Here is a 17,519-nt window from a genome sequence, read left to right on the forward strand (position 1 = left end):
AAAAGAAAAAATAACATTCATTTAGTATATCAAGGTCTGTTTAATACAGTCAAGGCAGATTGTATCGCCCTCATCAGCTTGAGTGACGTATGTAAACGATGAAAACCATCACAACAATGGTTGAGTTTTAGCCACTGTTATGATGGTTTCTATTCTTGCAACTACTGCCAATGGTTTAATGCCCGAGTTTGTTCTTTCCCACAAAAGTGAGTATTCCGTACTGGGAAGTGTTTCTCCAGCTCTCATTGGTCGTATCATTCCACTTGGCTACGTTCTGTTTACCTCCACCCTGGTTGTCGTTAATTTGAAGCTCGAAACCGAGAACATTTCCTGTTTTGGGCGTCAATGATTGTAAATGAATTCTGGCTTCTACGAGGTATCCTTTATTCGTTTTCTTCACAGCACTTACAAGGCGTCCGGGTGAGGCACCGCCTGCAAAGGTTCCTACATTGTCTGCACTGATTCTGAACTGGGCATCATCATATTGAAAATACGGTGTGCGCTGGTGATTCTCGTCCAGGAAAATCTCAACCGAATCCTGATCCCATGGGTTGATACTATCTGTAATGATGTTTGGATCAGTGACGTCGATCAGCAGGTATAGATACTCACCTGACCACATTGCGCGAGCCACTGCCTCTGCACCTTCGCTCTGGTTCAACCGTTTTACTTCAAATGGTGCAGCCTTATTCCATGATGTGTCTTTCTTCCCATCAATCTGAACAATCCCTTGCACAGCTTGTGCAGATTTGGGCATAGGGGCGAGTTGAATCACGCCGTATTTGCTTGTATCCTGTTCCTGAGATTGTGTTCGATCATTCCAGTACAGTGGATTATAAGGTTGTGTCCCACTTGAACCGCCATCAGTCACACGGATATCCAATCCGGCTTCATATTCTGATCCGACTTGGATACCACCCCACGGAATGGACAATTCAACCTGATATCCGGCTTTTGTCTCGCGTACACGATATGAACGCTGCTCCACACCCTCAGCTTTGCCCGACCGCTTAATGATTACGTGTCGGTCATCTGCTTCATATGAAGTGGTCTTGCCATTATTGAGATCAACAAAGATATCTACTCTGTCATTCACATCTGCCTTTGCATCCTGTACATCCACGAGGATATACAGGTTACTATGATCCCATAAAGTGCGGAAACTGGCTGATCCCGTAGAGTCACCCTTCAGTGGAGTAGACACCGCTTTGTTCCAGAGCGGATCTTGTGTCTGTTTTTTGATATCCGGTTTACCCGAAAGTGAGACGGCTCTCTGCGTCAACACAGGCAAACTGGATTCATCCACGAGTCCCCAGTATGCCTTTTTGGCCTTCAGGGCTGAATCAAACAGCATAGCCTGGTTGTTGTAAGACTTCTCATCTTGGAGTCCCCATAAGGTAACTGAAGAAATGTGGTCTTTGTGTTTTTTGTACAAATCCAACAGTTCCTTATATCGATACGCCTGCTTTACTGCAACTTCATCGGACATCTCTTCACCAAATGGAATTCCGCTATCCACATCCAGTTCCGTGATCTGAATATCCAATCCAAGTTCGGCGAACATGCTGATCGTTTTTTCAATTTCCTTGATGGGCGGGGATTCCAGGTTATAGTGGGATTGCAAACCCACACCATCGATGAGCCCTTTCTCTTTCAGTCGTTTGACCAACTGATACATATGCTCTCTTTTCTCAGGGATTTCCGTGAAGTATTCGTTGTAATATAATTTGGCATTCGGATCGGCTGCACGAGCGAATTCATAGGTTTTCTCAATATAATCCGGACCAATTAGTTCATAAAAGGGACTTTTACGTAAACCGTTGGCATCACCATTGCTATCCGCAATCGCCTCGTTTACCACATCCCAGGCATAGATCTTACCTTTGTATCGGGTCATGACGGTTTCAACGTAATCCTGAATCCGGGCAAGTAGTAATTCTCGACTCGCAGGGTTACCCTGAGGATCCTTGAACATCCACTCTGCTGCATCAATATGCCACAACAACGCATGTGCGCGTACGCCCATACCATGCTCCTCGGCGAACTGAACATATTGATCGGCTGCCTCGAACTCATAAACACCTTCGGAAGGAGACATGTACTTCGGTTTCATCTCGTAGGTTGCGGTCAAGCTGTTAAAGTGCTTTGTGAGCAGTTGTCCATATGCGCCTTCCAACTGCCAGCGATACACCGCTGCACCAATGGGGAAATCATCTTGATACAGGTCCTCCAGAGACAGAATCCCTTCTTCAATCTCCAGTTGCTCGGCCAGAGTAATTGATACATCATCCACATAGAACGATAACGTATCTACGCTATCTTCAGAGATGTAGGGTGTTTCGATGAACAAATTCAATTCAGTGGGATCATCGCTATACTGAAATTTTCCGGTGATCTTGTGCCATGTATTCCATTCTGCTTTGGCAATTTTCACGCTACCGATCGGGTTCCAGCTTTCGGCAGTTGTTTTTTTATATGTGGTGAGCTGTAGTGTTTGATCCGTGGTGGGCTCCTGGGTAAGTCTTACATATGCCGCAATTTCATACTCTTGGTTACGCTTAAGCATATCCTTCATGGATAACATCGGTCCATGATAGGAACGCTCACGGTTGGCGACCAGCATACTGGACTGACCTTCGTGTGCCTCCTGCTGTGTCACTGTCAGCCTTTCGTTACCTGTACGTGGAGTCCATCCCTGAAGTGTACCGTCTTCAAAGTTTGTACTCAAATGACCTCCCTCCACTTCCGTAACTGCCTTGGCTGCATGTGAGACATTCGAAAATGGAAGCATGGCGAGTATCAGCACAAGAACCAAGGCTGCAATATTCCATTGACGTAACCGTTTCATACAATTCCTCCTCTTGATTGGGTCTAATTATTTCTGAACGGATTAACATCCAGATAAATAGATTATAGCTCTTTAGACAGCGCTTACATATAACAAATTTACAATAATTACAATAAAATGTTATCACTTGGTAATCTCATGTGGGTTTAGGAAGCTGGAGTTCGTTCGCAAGGGATATCAAAAAACCGCTACATATTTGCAAAAATAAAAGACCGTTTCCCGATAAAATACGAGAAAACGGTCATCGTTAGAAAGTATCTTTTTTCCTGTCTGCTAACAGGCATATAAACTTTGTTTTATAATCGTCCCTCGTGACCCTGATCCTCCTGCACAATTCGTGCAATGTGAATCATCAAATATAATAATTCCTCGTTCGATATGGAGATGTCCAGCATATTCTGCACGTAGGTTTTGATCATCTCCGCGCATTTGTATTCAAGCGGGTGCTCCTTCACCATGTGTTGAAATATAAAATCTTTCGCCGAATTGCCTAGACGCCCTTCTTGTAAACGCTGGATGAAGAATTGCAGATGTGTGACAAGTCTCACATAATGGATGGAATTTTTGTTCAATTGCATATCAAAGGTGTATTGAATCAGGTTAAAAATATCTTTTAACATCTTAACGGATTGCATCGTGCGCTCCATATTCTGCTCATGTGTTTGGGCATTCACGAAATGAAAAGCGATATTCCCTGCTTCTTCTTCCGGCAGTTCAACCCCCAATTCTAGATTCAGCATCTGAACGGCTTCAAGGCCCAGTGCGAATTCGACAGGATGAAACCTCTGGATCTCCCATAACATGCGATTCTGTAATGCTACACCTTTTTTCCATCGTTCAATGGCAAATGACAAGTGATCCATAAGCGTAAAGAAGATTTGATCGTCAAGAGACAGCTTTTCTTTTGCATTGGTAATCAGTTTGTTTATGACATTCACATGTTTTTCTGGCATGTTTTCGATGGTTCGTACGTAAGCCTGGGCAGACGGATTATTTTGCAAAATGAATCGTTTCTGGATGTGTTCTTCATCCAGCCGCTCGCCGACTTTGCCTTTGAATGCCAACCCTTTTCCCATGACAATCATTTCTTGCCCCTGTTCATCTTTGATCAGAAGCAAGCTGTTATTTAATATTTTGATTACTCTCATGCATTCATCACGATCCTTTATTCTTTCGTGACCGCCTGATCCGAATTTCCGATACATCTGCCATTCTGTTTAATGACCTCTTGATACCACGAGAAGCTTTTCTTCTTCAAACGCTTCAAGTCCTTCAGATCCTGTTCACCGCGGTTTACATAGATCATTCCATAACGTTTCCCATACCCCTGATGTGTGCTTACCACGTCAATAACGGACCAAGGGCAATAACCAATCACATCTACTCCATCTGTTAGAGCCAGTCTGATCTGTTCCAGATGTTTCTCGATAAAATCAATCCGGTACGTATCGTTAATGGTGTTATCTGCCTCAAGTACATCCGGGGCTCCAATGCCATTTTCCGTAATTAGAATAGGGAGACCATACCGTTCACATACCTTACGCAATGTCAGCCTTAGGCCAACCGGGTCGATGACCCAACCATATTTTGTTTTTTCGGTATAAGGATTCTCCGCTGCCCGGTAAACTCCCTGCTCACCAAGCATAATTTGCTGATCCCCTGCACGAGCTGTAACATCCGACGCATCTCCGATACTGGCGGCAATGGTTACCGTCGAGTAGTAGTTGATTGCTACCAGATCGGGGCGGCCAGACTGGATATCTTCCATGTCACCCTGCTCAATAACCGGCTCGATGCCGCGTTCCTGTAAATAACTCCAGAATAATGGATTATACCGTCCCCACACCGATAAGTCGAGAAAACCCCATCCGCGAATCGTCTCCCAGTTATGAGCAGCGATTGCATCGGCTGGTCTGGAGGTTGCCTGGTACATGGAAGTCATGTTTAATGCAGGACCAATCTTGCCTTGCGGGAGCATATCATGAAATAGTCGCATCGTTCTGCCTTGAGCTACAAACATGTGATGATTTTGCTGATAAAGTTCCTTACTGGAAGGCAGGCGTCCGCCTTTTGGTGTACCAATAGCACCGGGATGGAGAATCATCGTATTTTGCTCATTAATGGTCAACCAATATTTCACTTTATGCCCGTAATGCTCAAACAAGATACGCCCATACTCGACGAAGGCATCGATCGTCCCCCGGTTGTTCCATCCTCCGGTTTTCTCAAGCTCGTAGGGTAAGTCGAAATGGTACATGGTCACAATGGGCTCAATACCATGGAGCAGCAATTCGTCAATTAATTGGTGATAAAAATCGAGTCCCTTCTCATTAACAGCCCCTGTGCCTGAAGGCAAGATTCGAGTCCATGCAATTGAAAAACGATATGCTTTGAGGCCCAGCTCTGCAAAAAGCTTCACGTCTTCTCTGAATCGGTGATAGTGATCGCTCGCAACCGTGAAATCGGCGGTTCCAGCCGGATGATCACACATATCGATGACGGACAGGCCTTTGCCATCTTTGTTCCAGGCTCCCTCCACTTGATAGGCCGAGGTAGACCCTCCCCACAGAAATTCATTGGGGAATGGTTTGATCTGTTGATATAACATCTCAAGCACTCCTTCATTTTAAAAGTTGATCATGATATATGACGGGACCATATTACGGTTGTTACGAAAGGTGGATAATGGTTGCTCCAACCTCCACAGGATTCTGCTTCTCCAGCTTAATATCCGAGAAACGATCCGAATTGGCGATAATGATCGGGGTTATGACTTCATACCCTTTTGCCTTGATGGCATCGATATCAAAGCGGATCAACAAGTCCCCCCGTTGTACGCGATCCCCTACTTTAATGGAAGAGTCAAAATGTCTCCCCTTTAGGTTGACGGTATCCACTCCAATATGAATGAGCACCTCTTCTCCATCATAACCGTTTAATTTGACCGCATGTTTGGAGTCCATGAAAGCCGTAACTTCACCTGCGATTGGTGCATACAGTTCTCCTTTGGCAGGAATAATGGCAGCACCCTTACCCAGTAATCCCAAAGAGAAGACATCGTCTGGTACACGGTCTAGATGGACTAATTCCCCTTGCATCGGGCTGGCGATCGTAAGTGGGCGTAATTCATTTTGGCTCGGTACATTTACATTTGTTATTGTAGAAGACTGTGTGCTTGGGCTGTTGTCTTGAACAGGCTGCCCGGAAAGTGTCTTGTCATCGTTAACGTTGGTATTTCCTTCTTCTTCATCGTCCACTGGATCTTCAAAACCAATGATCCATGTCAGAGCAAAAGTAACGATAAAAGCGATCAGACAAGTCACAATGGCATGAACGATGTTCATCGGATTGCTGCCAATGAATGCAGGTAACGCGGCAAGCCCTGGAGACACGAAGGCATAACGTACTAATCCGGTCAGACCAGCGTATATCCCTGCTACACCACCACCGATCATTGCGGCAATTAAGGGTTTCTTCAGTTTCAGCGTTACACCGTACAAGGATGGTTCCGTGATACCCAGCACAGCGGTGAAACCGGATGAAGCAGCGAGCTGTTTCAGTTTTTTGTTTTTTGTTTTCAATGCTACAGCAAGGGTGGCCCCACCTTGAGCAATATTGGACGCGAGCATTCCGGGACCGTTGATCATTTCATATCCATTTTTGGTCAGTTGGCTAGTTGCAATCGGCGTCATGGCCCATGCGGTACCTGTTACGATCAGGAATGGTTGCAAAGTTCCCATTAACAAAGGGATCAGCCAACTGGCTCTGGCATTAATCGCTTCTGCACCCATCGCAACCAGATCATTCAGGTACGTTCCGAAAGGCCCAATCGCCACCAATGCAAGTGGTGCTGTAATCAATAGTACAATCATTGGTTTCGTGAAAAATTTGATCATTGAGGGCGATACCCGATCCGCGAAACGTTCAATATAAGACATGAGCCAAACGACGATAATAATCGGCAACACGGAGCCCGCGTAATCGGTTAGTCGAACTGGCACACCGATGAAAAACACGTCTTTTCCTTCCGCCATCAGGGCGCTCCATCCCGGGTGTAACAACACGCCGGCAACTGTCATCGCCAGAATGGGACTAGTTTCAAATTTAATGGAAGCTCCATAAGCCAGCAGAATAGGCATGAAATAAAAAGCCGCGTCCGCAATGGTATTAAGGATATAGTAGTTTTGGCTTTCCGTCGTTACAAGGCCTGTCAGCACAAGTACGGCTAATATCGCTTTGATCATACCCGCGCCAATGATTGCCGGTATTACCGGAGTAAATGTTGTTGAGATCACACTGATGAATCTGGAGATCCAGCTCTGTTTTTGTTTTGGTCCGTTATTTTTGCCAGAATCCGATTTGGATTCCGCACTTCGGGTAGCAGAACCCATCTGCTGAGTGATAACTCGGTAGACCTGCTGCACCTCATTGCCCACAACGACCTGATATTGTCCACCATTGTTCACAACGGTAATGACACCTGGAAGTGCTTTGATTTTTTCTGTCTCCGCTTTGGAGATATCGTGCAGTTCGAATCGTAGTCGGGTTGCGCAGTGCGTAAGCCGAGCGATATTATCCTTCTTCCCAACCAATTCCGTTATCTCTTGTCCCAGCTTGCGATAATCCATACCAATGCCTCATTTCTGAATTTGGATATAAAAAAAGACCAAAACGATATGCCTTCCCCTACTCACATAAGGAAAATGCAAATCATTTTGGTCATGCCTGCTTTACCAGTAACAGCCAAACACTGCTAATATTTAATTCGTTATAGATGTAAACGTTTACTGGATCATAATATCACACAATAAATTTGTTAGCAATCACTTTATTCGACATTTTTCTGCATTTTGATATGAAAATGTTTCTTCATCTGTGACCCTAAGAGTATCTCTAAATAATTGATATTCAGTAAAACATTTCATTTAATTGCTAAATAAGTGTGATTTATGGTACCTTTAAAACAAATAATGATAGGTTGGCTATCATTATTTGGAGATTTCCACAAACTACATTAAAGGATGGCGAGGAGACATGCAGACTGATAACAGATCGATCGTTATTCATCAGGTATCTAATTTAGAGACACCTGAAGAACTTTGGAATCCATATGCTTATTATGAGTACATGCTGGAGAATCATCCCATCTATTTTGACGAGAAGCAGCAAGTATGGAATCTGTATCGTTATGATGATGTCAATTCCGTTCTAACAGACTGGAAACGGTTCTCCAGTGTTCGTAAACGGAGTGTATCCCCGGTTCCACCGGTAGTTACCCGAGTGAACATCAATTCTGTTGATCCCCCTGTTCAACGTGATATTAGAAAGTTAGTCTCTAGTGCCTTCACCCCACGTCAGTTAAAAACCTGGGAGCCTCAAATCGCGGCTATCGTTGATGAGTTAATGCTTGAGATGAAGACGAAAGATGATGTGGACATTGTTCGAGACCTAGGGGTTCCACTTCCTGTTACTGTCATTGCCGATCTACTTGGGGTAGAGAGGCAACACCGGGCACAGATCAAAGCCTGGTCTGACATGTTATTTTTCCCCAATGCCACAGGTAATGAGCAGGAGCAGATGAATGCGAAGTATGCGGCTATGCAAGAATTTAACGAATTTTTGCTCCCCATTGTTCAGCAGAAGAGAAAGCATCCTGCCGAGGACATTATTTCCGATCTCACACTTGCCGAGCTGGATGGGGATCAACTAACCGATGAAGAGGTTGTTACCTTTAGCTTGGGCCTCCTTGCTGCTGGGAACGAAACTACGACCAACATGATAAACAGCCTGTTCTACAGTTTTATGTATGATCAACCCGGAATCTATCAGGATATTGCCGCAGATCCAGAACTGATAGAGAATACTGTTGAAGAATCGTTAAGGTATCGTTTTCCCACGACACTTGATCGTGTGGTAGTAGAGGATACAGACATCCTTGGCGTGCCTATGAAAAAAGGAGATGTTATATTAACCTGGCTGGGTGCAGCCAACAATGACCCTAGACATTTTCCCGAACCTTCCCGCTTTGATATCTACCGTCCCAACAGCAATCGTCATCTCTCGTTTGGCAAAGGACCTCACTTTTGTCTGGGCGCTCCATTAGCCAGGCTAGAGGGCCAACTGGTGCTGAGAGGGTTCACGAATCACTTTTCCAATATTACTGCAAAAATCAAATTTGAAGCGGCAAGCCAGCTCTACCCGGGTACACAGACTCTTCAAAACCTGTCAGCCATCGTAACAACCAAGCTTTTTTGAACTAATTTCATCAAATTAAAAGTGCCCTTACACACAAGCGATTGGCTGTGTGTAAGGACACTTAAATCTTGTTATGCCTTTCTTCTATCTTCAAGCTCTCTAATAATCGTTGGATATTCCTTGTCCAGCTTGTTTTTGTAAAGGAATACTACAAGAAGAATGAATACAACAATGGGGACGTATATATTCAACGCGATGATGGCCTGCTTTGCTCCTTCTCCTTGGGTTGTAGCTTGTTCGACATATCCTCCTAGCGCGAGGAACCATCCAATCATTGCTGTGCCAATGGCTGTGCCTACTTTTGAACCGAAACCGATGACACTATTCGTTAAACCAACAAGTCTTTTGTTAAATTTCCATTCGCCGTATTCAATCGTGTCTGTGACCATTGCTCCACCTACTGCCATTAGCGGAATTGTACCAAGCGTTTGGAAGATAGAACAGATCAGACCCAATGTAATGCTCTCGGGAGCGACTAACCGAACGGCTGCTCCGAGGAGTCCGATTAATATACCGCCGAGGGCTGTATTTCGCTTGCCATAACGTTTGATGAATGGTCCGGACAAGGCAAATCCGATAATAACCGGAATCAAACCAATAGCACCCATGATGCCGATCAGGCTTACATTGCCCCAAATATATTTGGCATAATAACTTCCTGCTGCCACGCCCAGAGCAAACAAAATGCTAGCGAGAGCCATTACGAAGAACATATATACCCAGTATTTATTGGCAAAGAGCAATTTCAGTCCTTCACGAATCGGCGTTTTATCCTGAAACATGCCAAGCTCATCCAATTGAACATTGTTGTACTTTTCCCTATTGGACAGGAATGAAATGAAAATCCCGATTGCTGCAACACCAGCAAAAATTGATGCGAGCAACGTCCAGTCACTTCTGCTATTGCCCATTGCTGTAACGATTGGAACAAATGCAACGGCAACAACCATACCTGCCAGATACCCGCTGCTTGAACGGATAATACCCATTAAGGAACGCTCGTAACTGTTACGCGTTGTTAACGCCATCAAACTGTTATATGGAATCGAGGTTGGAGTAAACACCAAAATGTAGAATACAAGATTCGTAATAATCGCATATATAATTTTGCCTGTAGAACTTATATCCGGCACGGAAAACATTAAGAATAATGAGATGAACATTGGAATGGTCATCCATAACAACCAGGGACGAGCTTGCCCATACTTGGTTTTGGTCCGATCCACCAGTACACCCATACCGATGTCTGCAAACGCATCCAAAACTTTGGTAAGCAGCATTACCGTACCGACTACAGCGGCAGACACGCCAACGACATCCGTATAATAATACGTGATCAAACCCAACAATCCACTTGAAATGTTTAACCCGAACTGTCCCATTGAATCGCCAATTAACTTTTTCGTTGGTATTTCCCGGGGTGGCTGAGTCGGCGTATTATCTACTTTAATATGCTGCTCATTCACTGCAACTCCCATAACACTCGCCTCCGTTACTCTTCATGTTGAATTTCTTTCCTCTTCTATACTTTCATTTTATGTCCTGGCACATATAACAGATATAGCGCATTGTTAAGATCAAATAACGCAATCCAAACAGAAGGTATTCCTGCTGTTTGAATGACAAAAAAACTGACTCAGGTATACTGAATCAGTTTTTGGTCCATATGTTTTATGCACGATCCTTATGAATAAAATGAACCGAAATAGATCAGGAATTGGCTTTAAAACCGCTAGAACCATGATCGAAAGACTTGCTGTTACTCCTTAAAGTGTCAACCCACCGTCTGCTACTATGATAGAGCCTGTCATATAACTGGAGCCGTCCGATGCCAGGAATGCTACGAGTTCAGCCAGCTCTTCCGGCTCCGCAAAACGCCCAATTCTCATATTTGGGAATTCTTCGGGCATATAATCGCTTTCTTGTAACATTTGCGGAACAGCTGCGGTCAGCGAAGTGGCTACACCCCCAGGGCAGATAGCATTTACCCGAATGCCCTTTCTGACGTACTCAATCGCTGCTGCTTTTGTCAATCCGGCAACACCGTGTTTACTCGCTGTATAAGCGGCCAGACTGTGCTCAGCTCGAAGCGCCGTGGTTGATGCTGTATTTATCACATGACCGTAACCTTGTTGAACCATCACGTTGAGAGCGTGCTTCATCCCCAGGAAGATCCCCTTCAAGTTGACGTCAATGATACGGGAGAAATTGTTCAGGGATGTTTCATGGAAAGGCTGGAACTTCTGAATGATTCCTGCATTGTTGAACGCGACATCGATTTTACCAAATGTTTCAATTGCTTTTTGAATATAGTTTTCTACATCCTCTTCCTTGGATACATCAGCTTGAACAAAGATGCCCTCGCCATCCTGCTCCTTCACAAGCGCAAGTGTCTCTTCCCCTGTTGTTACATTGTAATCCACCAGAACGAGCTTGGCTCCTCTCGATGCCATCAACACTGCACTAGCTCGGCCAATACCGCTACCAGCGCCTGTGATGGTAATCACTTTGCCTGCAAGCGAATCGGATTTGGTATTCACAGCTTTGCTCGCTTTAGGAGCCTCTGCAGATTCGAAGGTTACGTTAGCAAGATCCGCTTTCAGTGCGGACAAAATGTCTTCTGGCAGATCGACCTGTGGAACGGCTGCGAGTTGATCCAGCGTAAAATGGGAAGCCATTTTGAATGATGGCTCGTTAATGAATTCAGGTAGATGTTTGGTAAGCAATGTTGTTGCTTCATCATTATTCAATAGTTCCGAAATTTTAATGTTTTCATTGTAAGTTGTCATAGTTGTTTCCTCCAAATTTTATTTTGATAGTTTTACTATTATCTTGATATAAATACTATCATTTTGTGTCTTTTTTTGCAATTCGTCATTTTAATAGATTAGGAACGAGCCCGAAAATGGCTAAAGGACTTATTCTGTTTATGCTGTGTTGCCTCCAGTGTTATGTCACCGAAATAGTCTTTAGCCCATCGTTAAGCTGCTTCTGCTCTTCCTCGGTTAACAGGTTCCACGCCTGGAACGGGCTTAGGAAAAATATCACTCATCTCCTCCAGAATACAAGGATAACCAAGAATCATTGCATTAGGCCGAGTGGAACCCATCATCCTCAAAGCTGCAGCAAGATGGCCCCCTGCGGAGAAGCCGCATACCGCTACTTTTTGAGGATCAATTCTCCAGTCCGCACTGTTGGCCCGCTTGCGTGTCAACGCTTCCTCCGCATCGTTCAATGGTTTTGGAAATACAGCATGCTGATTGAGTGAATTTCACAGGATAAAGACTTGATAACCTTCAGCCAAAAATGCCATAGCAAACGGGTTCAGCTTCTCGATCAGAACAAGCTCTATATCCTCCACCTGGAAGCACAAGTACCGCTGGCCGCTTTTTGGTATTTGCCAGCTCGGGTGAAGAATCCAACAGGTAGAGTGGATTGACATGGCCAAAAGGATACTTCTATTGTAGATTTCAAGTGAGACGATCGACTATAACGCGATACAAAGATTGTGTAGCGTAATTCAAGCCCATTGCTAGTCAAAGACAAAGAAAAAACCGCGAAATCGCGGTTAAGTAGGGCTATCCTCTCGTATTATGATTATTGACCTTCCGTGTGATATCAAATGCATCCGGGTCAGCGAACTGATTCTCATCCCGGTTGACTGAGGAAAAGGAAACAAAGAGCATGTCGCCCTTACGGATGTGCTTGCCACCGAATTCGACATCCTCGGTAGCCCAGCGAATATTACTCACCTCAGCAGGCCATCGGTTTGAGATGATTTGCATTTAAAGAAACGTCATCGTGTTTCGTTTTCGTCGTATCTAGGAGCAATGATTTATTCTATACGATTTGAATGGTCTCCAGCTTGAGATCGAGCTGGTCAAGTTCTTCCTCTGGCGTACTGAACGAAGGATAGGTGGATAGATCACGCAAGCTTGCTTCCCCCATCGGGCCAATTGTCCCCGGGTCCAGCGAAGCCAGCACCGGTGAAAGCTCGTGCAGCATACTCCGGCTATGCTCGTTACGAAGCAGTACATTCAGAGGTGTACGGGTGCTTAACGTTTGTTTGTATGGCACGGATGGTACATAAATAAAATCATACGTGCCACTCACCACTTCGATGATCACTTCATCTTCAACCTGAACGACAATCAGGCCTGTATCCGAAAGTGTAATTCCGTTCATCATCACCTGATCAACCACGGCGCGTGGCAGCTTGATCGTTGCTGTTGCATTAAATGGAACAGAGAAGCTTAAATACAGCTTACCTGCTTCATCAAACCTCCATTCACTGCAATAAGTTCCTGTAGCGGTGTCAATGCGACCTTTAGTCCACTGGATTCTGAAATCAGGCATCGGTGCCAGCAGTGCATGGCGGAAGCCAGGTCGATCCTCTACTGGATTGATCCCCGCCATATGACGATACATCCATTCAACAACGGCACCATAGGCATAGTGATTAAGCGAGTTCATACCATTTTCACTGATTGTACCATCTGGCAAAATGGAGTTCCAACGCTCCCAGATTGTTGTTGCTCCCATATTGACCGCATACAGCCAGCTTGGGTAATCATCATTGAGCAGAAGCGTATAGGCGATATCATTGCTTCCATATGCTGATAGAACCCGGTTCAAATACGGCGTACCTACAAAGCCAGTTCTCAAGTGGTTCTGATCCTTGCGTACACGCAAGCGAATAGCTTCTGCAATCCGTGCTTTATGTTGCTCAGGAACGAGATCCATATACAACGCTATAGCGTATGCGGTCTGTGTATCTACTGCCAGACGTCCATTCGCAGTAAAGTATTCCTTCACAATTGCAGCTCTAACCTCTTGCGCCAACTGGTCATAGGATGCGGCAAGATCATGATGTCCAAGTACTTTGGCAGCCTTGGCTACGATATCTGAAGAATAGGCATAGTAGGCTGAGGCAATAAAGTAATTATCTGTTCCCCCCATTGGAGAGTTCGGATCATCCCCATCTAGCGCAAGCCAGTCACCAAAGTGAAAACCTATCGCCCATAAACGTGTACTACCGGATTCGTCATCCGAACGCTTGATGTAATCTACCCATGTCTTCATGCTGTCAAACTGCTGCTCCAGAATGGATGGGTCCCCGGAATGCAGATACGTGTTCCACGGAATAATGGTTGCCGCATCTCCCCAGGCGCTGGACCCTCCGCCCTGCACACGTCCAACCGGAATGACCATCGGAACCATACCGTTCCGATCCTCTTGTTCCATCCACAGATCATATCCATACTTGTTAAAAAAGGCATACGTATCCATATTGTAATTTGCTGTACCGGAGAATACCTGTGCATCCCCTGTCCAGCCCATGCGCTCATCGCGCTGTGGACAATCGGTAGGGGTATCTAGGAAGTTTCCCTTTTGCCCCCAGAGTGCATTTTCGAACAAACGATTCACGCCAGCATGACTGGTTTCTAAATACCCGGTACGTTCCATATCCGAGTAAACCACACAGCCTGTGAAGTCATTCAGATCCAGTTCGCCTGCCCAGCCTTCAACCTTAACATATCGGAAACCGTAAAATGTGAAATACGGACGCACAATAGCTTCTTCACCGTTTGCTGTATAGATGTACTCCGCCTTAGCCGAGCGAAGGTTCTCCCGGTAGAAATTGCCTTTCTGCAACAATTCGCCATATTGCAAATGGATGACCGTTCCGCTTGGTGCCGTAGTACGGAATTGCAGCCAGCCTACCATATTCTGGCCCATATCAATGACCGTTTCTCCCGCAGGCGTGGTCAAAATTTCGATCGGCTTCAAGGTTTCCTTGATCACGACCGGAAGACTTTTTCTTGCTTGTAAAAGCTCATACCCCATTTCACTTTCCCGAACTGGATAAATCTCAGTCACGTCCAGCGTGGCATCATAGATTTCTCCATCATAGATGTTACCATCCACCACATTCGAGCGGGTGGCATGCCAGGACAGATCTGAAGGGACAACAACTTCTGTTCCATCCGTATACGTAATCACCAGCTCGGACAGCAATGCAAAATGATCACCATACAAATTGGCAGTGGTATCTCCTTCAAAACCAAACCGTCCCTTATACCAGCCATTCCCCAAACGGACATCTATCGCGTTGGACCCTTCTTGCAGCAGGTCGGTAATATCGTAGGTTTGATACTGAAGCCATTTGTGATAGGCATTATAATGAGGGGCCAAGTACTCATCCCCAGCCTTGACTCCGTTTAGTTCCAATTCGTATACTCCCAAACCACAGATGTACGCCCGTGCTTTGGCGATGGGACCTTTGACTTCGAACGTTTTCTGGAGGACTGGATGAATCGTCGGTTCCAGTTCAGGTGTAATCCACTTTGCTGTCCATGGTTCATCCTGCTTCGCCGTTTCAAACCAGGCCGTTTCACTGGTCGCCTTTTCCCCAAGCTCATTCCATAATCGAACTCTCCAGAAGTAACGCGTCCGTGCAGCCAGTTCCAGATCCGGAGAATACGCGAGCGAATCAATATCCTCTGTTATTCCACTATCAAATACAAGTTCTGTAAAAGATTCATCCAGTGCAATTTCTACCTGTGCGGCGATCTGTGTTGTCGCTGTCGTATCCGTAACGGTATAAGAAAAGGTTGGCTTGGTTACCGCAAAACCGAGCGGATTAGTGATGTGATTTGTTTTCATATGAGTAATGTTCATCGATGAAACCTCCCCTTGTCGATTACCTTTCGGAACGTTTAACCATCCTGCTTTAAGGCCGAGTCTGCGCCGATTGGTACCATTCATTCACTTCTTCCGTGATTTTTCTTCCGCCTGAATCCATCCATTTTTTCACGAACTCATCAAAAATGGCGAGTGGCTCCTCTCCATAAATAATGGAGTTGAAGGTGTCCAGTTCCATTTTTTGCAAATAAGTGTTTCGAGCTTGCATTGTTTTTGTCGGGGGCCCCTGAAACAGATTGACTCGATCAATCTGCCGCTGCCTGGTCTCTACAACATTTGCCTTCATAATGGGATACTGCTTCTCATCCTTAGGGTCAATTCCCATACTGAACAAAATGGCGCGATCATGAGAGCTGAGCCCTTCTCGCTTGCCCATTTTCAGAAGAGCTGCTCTGAATCGGGAAGGGTAACTCGCATATTGTCCCATGAGGGTATATTTGAACGTTATCACTTTCCCCCCGGGAATATCGCGGCTGTCACTATCCACCGAACCATCCGGGTTCAGTACATAATCATATCCATTCTGATAGGCACTCAGATACAACGGATTATTCGTCACCGTAGCCTCATACAGATAGTTCTGATACTTAAAAAAAGCCTGCAAGGCTTCTTCAGAAATGTTTGCGCTGATCATTAAAGCCCCGCTGTAAGAGTTTCCTTTGAATCTCGCTGTGGTTCCGTCCATTCCTGCAGGAATCGGATAAGGCACAAACTCAGCCTTCGGATCCTTTTCATTAAGTTGTTGCAGCGGATAATCTCCAAACCAGCGTGGACCAGCTACCATGCCAACTTTGCCATCAAAGATATTTTTATTGACCTGATTGAAGTCCTGCAGAGCTATGTTATTGCTCACATATCCTTTTTTCTTCCAGTCTTGCAGTTTTGCCAGTGCGGTTTTGATCTGAGGCTGGATACTTCCGTACACGAGATTGCCCTGTACATTCTTGCTCCATATACTTGGAATCGCTCCATACGCACCAAATACCCAGGATATGTCTCCGATAGGCGAGGCCAGATACTGGTCCTTGATTGCAAAATCAATACCGTAGGTATTCTGTACGCCATCACCGTCTGGATCATCATAGGTAAAGGCCTTCATTACACTTTCCAGTTCGTCAAGATTGCTTGGTGCCTTCAGGTTCAGATAATCTAGCCAATCCTTGCGAATCCAAAGTACGGACTGCGAGGCTTGCTCCGTAATGATCGGAATCGCCATCCGTTTCCCGTCAATCTCAAAAGGCTTCCATGCTTCTGGCACTTCAGCCATAGCCGCTTTCCAAGTGGATGATGCATATCGATCAAAGGCTTGTCCAGCGTCCAACAGTTTGCCTGAGATCATAAATCCATTGACTGTGTCCATGACATTGGATGAGAACACGTCAGGTAACGTATTGTCAGCAGAGAGCATTAATCGAAGCTTCATATCATAGTCATCGACAGGAGCACTCCATTGGGTCCGAATATCCACGCCAAGCGTTTCTCTGGCCCAACGGATATGTACATTATCGGCAGCAGTTTCGCCATTTTTGTAGATGGTGGTTGGATCATTCATTTTGACTGTTGTTACGATCACACCTGTTTTTACAGGCATAGGCTCTTGTGCTTTACCACTGCATGCGGCGGTAAACAGAATCAAACAAGCAACAGAAAGAGACAGGTATATTTTGCTACTCATGTGCGAAATGCACTCCTTCATCTAATTCATCTTCAT

10 protein-coding genes and 1 pseudogene are annotated in these 17,519 nt (G+C 45.2%); 1 reads left to right on the forward strand and 10 read right to left on the reverse strand.

What is annotated here, in order from left to right:
• Positions 1-175 precede the first annotated feature (175 nt).
• The 4 genes from AC1DE7_RS19325 to AC1DE7_RS19340 form a co-directional block, all read right to left on the reverse strand.
• Entirely contained in the window at positions 176-2,848 is a 2,673-nt protein-coding gene (locus AC1DE7_RS19325; RefSeq protein ID WP_477534984.1) for an endo-1,4-beta-xylanase, read from the reverse strand.
• 296 nt (positions 2,849-3,144) lie between these two features.
• Complete coding sequence (locus AC1DE7_RS19330; protein WP_253508745.1) at positions 3,145-3,996, reverse strand: PRD domain-containing protein; 852 nt, start codon at positions 3,994-3,996, stop codon at positions 3,145-3,147.
• 17 nt (positions 3,997-4,013) lie between these two features.
• Positions 4,014-5,456: a glycoside hydrolase family 1 protein gene (locus tag AC1DE7_RS19335; protein WP_477534985.1), complete on the reverse strand. Its 1,443-nt coding sequence runs from the start codon at positions 5,454-5,456 to the stop codon at positions 4,014-4,016.
• 61 nt (positions 5,457-5,517) lie between these two features.
• A complete protein-coding gene (locus tag AC1DE7_RS19340; protein ID WP_477534986.1) occupies positions 5,518-7,476 on the reverse strand; it encodes a beta-glucoside-specific PTS transporter subunit IIABC in 1,959 nt (652 codons plus the stop codon).
• Between the two features lie 406 nt (positions 7,477-7,882).
• Between AC1DE7_RS19340 and AC1DE7_RS19345 the strand changes: the two genes are divergently transcribed.
• Positions 7,883-9,103: a cytochrome P450 gene (locus AC1DE7_RS19345; protein ID WP_047843172.1), complete on the forward strand. Its 1,221-nt coding sequence runs from the start codon at positions 7,883-7,885 to the stop codon at positions 9,101-9,103.
• A gap of 71 nt (positions 9,104-9,174) precedes the next feature.
• On the opposite strand, the gene AC1DE7_RS19350 is transcribed toward AC1DE7_RS19345, so the two are convergent.
• The 6 genes and pseudogenes from AC1DE7_RS19350 to AC1DE7_RS19375 all read right to left on the reverse strand — a co-directional run bounded on the left by AC1DE7_RS19350 (position 9,175) and on the right by AC1DE7_RS19375 (position 17,483).
• Complete coding sequence (locus AC1DE7_RS19350; protein ID WP_053061566.1) at positions 9,175-10,581, reverse strand: MFS transporter; 1,407 nt, start codon at positions 10,579-10,581, stop codon at positions 9,175-9,177.
• Positions 10,582-10,869: 288 nt separating this feature from the next.
• The gene (locus AC1DE7_RS19355) at positions 10,870-11,643 is read right to left on the reverse strand and encodes an SDR family NAD(P)-dependent oxidoreductase (protein WP_047844343.1); all 774 of its coding nucleotides are present in this window, start codon (positions 11,641-11,643) and stop codon (positions 10,870-10,872) included.
• A gap of 440 nt (positions 11,644-12,083) precedes the next feature.
• A pseudogene (locus AC1DE7_RS19360) lies at positions 12,084-12,353 on the reverse strand (alpha/beta hydrolase); the annotation flags it as partial.
• A 328-nt stretch (positions 12,354-12,681) separates the two neighbouring features.
• A complete protein-coding gene (locus AC1DE7_RS19365; RefSeq protein WP_047843171.1) occupies positions 12,682-12,888 on the reverse strand; it encodes a cytochrome P450 in 207 nt (68 codons plus the stop codon).
• 55 nt (positions 12,889-12,943) lie between these two features.
• On the reverse strand, positions 12,944-15,784 hold the full coding sequence (locus AC1DE7_RS19370; protein ID WP_477534987.1) for an alpha-L-rhamnosidase: 2,841 nt from the start codon (positions 15,782-15,784) through the stop codon (positions 12,944-12,946).
• 52 nt (positions 15,785-15,836) lie between these two features.
• On the reverse strand, positions 15,837-17,483 hold the full coding sequence (locus tag AC1DE7_RS19375) for a type 2 periplasmic-binding domain-containing protein (RefSeq protein WP_477534988.1): 1,647 nt from the start codon (positions 17,481-17,483) through the stop codon (positions 15,837-15,839).
• Positions 17,484-17,519: the final 36 nt, after the last annotated feature.

It is taken from the genome of Paenibacillus sp. 10L310 (genome assembly GCF_056395745.1).